This window comes from Streptomyces niveiscabiei (assembly GCF_001419795.1).
GTDB lineage: Bacteria > Actinomycetota > Actinomycetes > Streptomycetales > Streptomycetaceae > Streptomyces > Streptomyces niveiscabiei.
On record NZ_LIRL01000892.1, the window covers coordinates 1 to 5,416 of the forward strand.

Annotated in this window: 6 protein-coding genes; all 6 read left to right on the plus strand. The window is 71.0% G+C overall.

Features of this window, described 5'->3' with window-relative positions; genetic code table 11:
• The first annotated feature begins 239 nt into the window (after positions 1–239).
• The gene (locus AOK24_RS36395; RefSeq protein WP_055724233.1) at positions 240–1,874 is read left to right on the plus strand and encodes a S53 family peptidase; all 1,635 of its coding nucleotides are present in this window, start codon (positions 240–242) and stop codon (positions 1,872–1,874) included.
• A gap of 178 nt (positions 1,875–2,052) precedes the next feature.
• Positions 2,053–2,733: a DsbA family oxidoreductase gene (locus AOK24_RS36400; protein WP_055724234.1), complete on the plus strand. Its 681-nt coding sequence runs from the start codon at positions 2,053–2,055 to the stop codon at positions 2,731–2,733.
• 164 nt (positions 2,734–2,897) lie between these two features.
• The gene (locus AOK24_RS36405; protein ID WP_055724235.1) at positions 2,898–3,296 is read left to right on the plus strand and encodes a barstar family protein; all 399 of its coding nucleotides are present in this window, start codon (positions 2,898–2,900) and stop codon (positions 3,294–3,296) included.
• A gap of 32 nt (positions 3,297–3,328) precedes the next feature.
• The gene (locus tag AOK24_RS36410; protein WP_055724237.1) at positions 3,329–4,015 is read left to right on the plus strand and encodes a response regulator transcription factor; all 687 of its coding nucleotides are present in this window, start codon (positions 3,329–3,331) and stop codon (positions 4,013–4,015) included.
• A 78-nt stretch (positions 4,016–4,093) separates the two neighbouring features.
• Entirely contained in the window at positions 4,094–4,624 is a 531-nt protein-coding gene (locus AOK24_RS51610) for a hypothetical protein (RefSeq protein ID WP_079057175.1), read from the plus strand.
• A 58-nt stretch (positions 4,625–4,682) separates the two neighbouring features.
• Positions 4,683–5,416, plus strand: a 734-nt coding sequence (locus AOK24_RS36420; protein ID WP_240554287.1) for a squalene/phytoene synthase family protein, incomplete at its 3' end; no start/stop codon positions are given.

The following is a 5,416-nucleotide window of genomic DNA, read 5'->3' on the forward strand; positions in this document are numbered from 1 at the left end:
CCGTGCTGGCCTCGGGCGCGGCCGTGGACACGCCGGACGACGGGCGGGTCGTCCCGGCGGTGACGCTGAGTCAGCCGAGCCGGGCCCACAACCGCCGTTCCGGCACAGGGCGTTGACGTGACATCCGCTGTTAACACGTGACGCAAGGGTTCCCCCGCTTATGAGGGGTGGCCCGGTCTTCCTACGGTGAAGCCGTTCCGCTTCCGGAACAGCCCCCCCCCCACCCCCCGGAGGACTCGGTGAAGTCACGCCTGAAACTGCTCGGTCTGGTCGCCGTCCCGGCTCTCCTCACCGCCGCGATTCCCGCCGCGATCCCCGCGTACGCGTCCGACGCCCCGCACACGACCCGTGCCGCGATCACCGGGGACGTCCTCACGGGCCTCGGCCACGACGCGGCCCGCACGGGCCGGGTCGCCTCCGGCAAGCGGATATCCGTGGCCGTGAGCCTGACGCCCAGAGGCGGTTCGGCGCTGGACACGTTCGTCGCCAAGGTCAGTGACCCGACGTCGAGTTCGTACGGGCACTACCTCACCAAGGCCCAGTTCGCCGCCCGCTTCGGGCGCAGCGACGCCGAGGTCAAGCAGGTCAAGGACTACCTCCGCTCCCAGGGCCTGACCGTGGACAAGGTGCACGCGGGCAACCTCCTCGTCGACGCCAGCGGCACCGCCGCCCAGCTCCAGAAGGCGTTCGGCACGGAGCTGGCGACGTACAAGGACGCGGCCACCGGCCGGACCTTCTACGCCAACTCCTCGGCGCCCACGCTCCCTTCGGCCATCGCCTCCCTCGTGAGCGACGTCGCCGGCCTCAACAACCGCGTCCAGCTGCACCACCAGGCGGTCTCGCGGACGGTGTCCCCGCACGACGGCCCCGGCGGCGGCTACACCCCGGCCCAGCTCAAGGGCGGCTACAACGTGTCCGGCACGTACACCGGCAGCGGGCAGAAGATCGCGCTGCTGGAGTTCGACGGGTTCCAGCAGGCCAACATCACGAAGTACGACACCAACTACGGCCTGGGCTCGCCCAACCCGACCGTGCAGAAGGTCGACGGCGGGTCCGGGGCGCTCGGTGACGGGCAGGTCGAGGTCGAGCTCGACATCGAGGTGCTGCACGCCATCGCGCCCAAGGCGAACGTGACGGTCTTCGAGGGGCCCAACTCCGACGCCGGGGAGGTCGACACGTACCAGGCGATCGTCGACAGCGGCATCCCGACCACCTCCATCAGCTGGGGTGCGGCGGAGTCGGCGCGCACCACGTCCAACATCAACGCCGTGGACGCCGTCTTCAAGGCGGGCGCCGCGCAGGGGCTCGGCTTCTACGCCGCCGCCGGTGACGACGGCTCCGACGACGCGAAGGACGGCGGCACGGCCGTCGACTACCCGGCGAGCGACCCGTACGTCACGGGCGTCGGCGGCACCCGGCTGACGGTCACGTCCGGCAACGCGTGGAGCAAGGAGGTCGCCTGGGCCGGCGGCGGTGGCGGCAAGTCGTCCGTCTTCAAGATCCCGAGCTGGCAGACCTCCGTCCAGAAGAGCGCGGGCGGCGGCTTCCGCCAGGTCCCGGACGTCGCCGCGCACGCCAACCCGACGCCCGGCGTCTCCATCTACTCGCAGGGCTCCTGGTCCTCGGTCGGCGGCACCAGCGCGGCGGCACCCGAGTGGGCGGCCTTCGCGGCGCTCTACAACCAGCAGGCGGCGGCCTCGGGCAAGGCCGGCCTCGGCTTCGCCAACCCGGCCCTGTACGCCGCGAACGGCACCGGCTTCCACGACGTCACCAGCGGCAGCAACGGCGCCTACTCGGCGGCGTCCGGCTGGGACTTCACGACCGGGTGGGGTTCCTACAACGCGGGAACGCTGGCGGCGAAGCTGCTCGGCTGAGGGCTGAGCTGTACGGCTGATCATCACGACGAAGGGGTGGGCCCGGTGCCCGCCCCTTCTTCGTCGTGCCGTCTTTTTCGTTGTGCCGTCGAGGTCGGCAGATCTTGATGCCACCCTCAACTTGAGTGCTAGAGTCACATCTTGAGGGTGACATCAAGTTACTGGAAGGCGGTCCCCGATGGACTCGACAACAGCCCCCGCCACGACCCGGCTGACGGTCGACCTCTGGGCGGACGTCCTGTGCCCCTGGTGCTACATCGGCGGACACCGGCTCGTCAGGGCCGTCCGGACCTCCTCGCACGCCGGCGCCATCGACCTGCGGATCCGCACCTTCCAGCTCGACCCGGCCGCGCCCGCCACCGCCTCCCGGACCCTGGAGCACCTGTCGCGGACGTACGGCGTCTCCCCCGCGCAGGCCAGGGCCACGGAGGCGGGGCTGGCGCAGCTGGCCGGCGTCGAGGGGCTGCGGTACGAGATCGACCGGCCGGTCGGCAACACGTCGGACATGCTGCGGCTGGTCCACCTCGGCAAGGCGCACGGGCTCGCGTGGGAGTACCTGCGCGCGATGCAGACCGAGGTGTTCACCGGCAGCGAGGACGCCTTCGAGCACGCCACGCTGGTCCGGCTCGGCGAGCGGCTCGGGATTCCCGGCGAGGAGATCCGCGAGACCCTTTCCACCGGCCGTTACACGGACGCGGTGCGCGCGGACCACGCGGAGGCGCTGCGGCTCGGCGCGACCGGCGTCCCGTTCACGGTGCTCGGCGGGCGCCTCGGCATCCCCGGGACGGTGAGCAGGAGCCATTACGCCGCCGCGATCGACCAGGCGTGGGAGGGGTTGGGGGCGAGGGCGGAGGGCTGAGAGCGGGTCCGGCACCCCCTCGGCCGCTCCGTCTCGGCCGTACGTCGTTTCCTTCGGCAACCTGTGATGTGTTCGCCGGTCCGTCGACACACTCGGTTGGTGTCCTCGGGTGGGCGTGGACGTGAGGTCCGCGCCGGACACCGAGACGACTCCGAGGAACCACCGTGTCTTCCGCGACGAAACGCCCCCCGACCTCCTGGCTGCGGCCCCTCCCCGCGCTGGACGCCGTTCCGTCGCCGGCGCTGGAGGTCAGGGGCGCGCGCTGCCGGTCCACGATCGGGCTGTTCGCCGAGTGGAGCGACGTCCTCGGCTTCCCGGAGGACTTCGGGTACACGTGGGCCGCGTTCGAGGCGTGCCTGGACGCGGCGACCGACCCGGACCCGGTGACCCTCGTGCTGCGCGACGCCGCGTCCCTCCTCGCCGACGAGGAGCCGGGGCAGCTGCGCAACCTCCTCGACGTGCTCGGCACCGGCGCGTTCGGGCTGCTCCTGCTGGACGACTCCCCGGACGCGCTGCGGGAGCTGGCGTACCGGATGACGGAGGCGGGCTTCAACACCCCGTGACCGTCACCGCAGCCCCCCTTGAGGAGAACCCCGTGCGCGTACTGCTCGTCGAGGACGACGAGGACACCGCCGACGCCGTACGGCGCGGCCTGGCCCGGCACGGCTACCACGTCACCTGGGCGCCCACCGGGCACGCCGCCCTGACCGCCGCGGCACCCGACTTCGTACTCCTGGACCTCGGCCTGCCCGACATGGACGGGCTGGACGTCTGCCAGGAACTGCGGGCACGCGGCGACGTACCGATCGTCATCGTCAGCGGACGCGACAGCGAGACCGACAAGGTCGTGGGCCTGGAACTCGGCGCGGACGACTACGTCGTGAAGCCGCTGCGGATGCGCGAACTCGTCGCCCGAATACGGGCGGTAGCCCGAAGACGCCACCGCCCAGCCCCACCCCTTACGGAACCCGACGCCTACGGCCGCCTCACCATCCACCGCCCCGCCCGCCGAGTCCACCTCGACGGCACCGAAGTCCCCCTACGCCCCAAGGAGTTCAACCTCCTCGCCTTCCTCACGAACCACCTGGAGGAACTCCTCCCTCGCGAAACCATCATGTCCGCGGTCTGGGACACCAACTGGTACGGCTCGACAAAAACACTCGACGCCCACATATCAGTCCTACGCCGCAAGCTCGGCGGGGCGCTGCACATCGAGTCGGTACGGGGAATCGGCTTCCGCACATCGCTCCCCGCCCCCGCCCCGTATCACCCGTTCGGGTGACTTGTACCGATCTCCGGCAACCACACACCTCACCCACCAGTCCCACACCAGTAACTCGCATCTCACTCTGGGGGACACATGAACCAGCAGCACCCGCAGCCGCCGAAGAAGCGGTCCATCGGCAAGACCGTCGGCATCGGATGCGGTGGCGTGTTCGGTCTCGTCGTCGCCATCGGCATCGTCGGAGCCCTGGCCGGCCTCGGCGACGACAAGGAGTCCACCGACACCAAGGCGACCCCGACGACCTCCCGCGTCGAACGCCCCGCCACCGACGCGAACCCCGCCCCGACGAAGGCCGCGAAGAAGACCAAGGACGTCGTCCTCAAGGTGTGGGGCACCGCCCCCGCAGGCGCCCTCGGCCCTCTGCACATCACCTACGGCTCCGACAACGACACCCGCCAAGGCACCTTCAAGAACGGCGAGTTCACCACCACGCTCCCCCTCAACGACGACGCCCTCTACTACACCGTCACCGCCCAGCTCCAGGGCTCCGGTGACATCAACTGCTCCGTCACCGTCAACGGCCACACCGAGAAGGCCCACGCCTCCGGCGGCTACAACGTCTGCCACGCCCAGGCGAACAAGGGTTTCTTCGGCGGCTGGGACTAGAACCCGCACTCGCTGACCCCCTGCACGGCGGAACCGGGCAGCCCCCTACGATCACCGCGTGAGCACGTGGAAGCGGAGTCTGGACGCGGCAGGTGTACGGGACCCCGGGTTGCGCCGGGACTACGAAGAGCAGCGGCGGACGGTGGCCCGGTATCGCCGGGCCTCGTACGTCGCCGTCCGCCTTCTGCTCCCCGCCCCCGCCCTGCCGCACGTCCTGGCCGCCACCGCGTTCATGCACCACAGCGACGGCCTCCTCGACACCGGCCCGCACGCGCGGCGCGCGGCGGCGTGGGACGAGTGGGAGCACCGGGTCCGGGAGGCCCTGCGGACGGGAACGAGTTCGGACGCGGTCCTGCGCACGCTGGTCCACACGATCGCGGCCCGCCCCCGGCTGCGCGGCGTCCTGGAGACGTACCTCGCCACCGCGACCGCCGAACTCGACTTCACCGGCTTCACCACCGAGGCCGACTACCAGGCGTACGTCGACGCCTACACCTTCCCCGCCTTCATGCTGATCGCCACCCTGGTCGGCCCCGAGGAGGACGACGGGGACTTCCGCGCCGCCTGCCGCACCTACATCGACGGCAGCCAGCGCCTCGACTTCACCAACGACCTCGCGGAGGACCTGCGCGAGGGGCGCCCGGGCATCCCGTCGGAGACCCTGGAACGGTTCTCGCTGACGGAGGACGACCTGAGGTCGGGCCAACAGACGGACGCGGTACGGAAGTTGGTGACCCACGAGATCACCCGGGCGCGAGCCGACCTCACCGCCGCCGCCCGCCTCCCCCACCT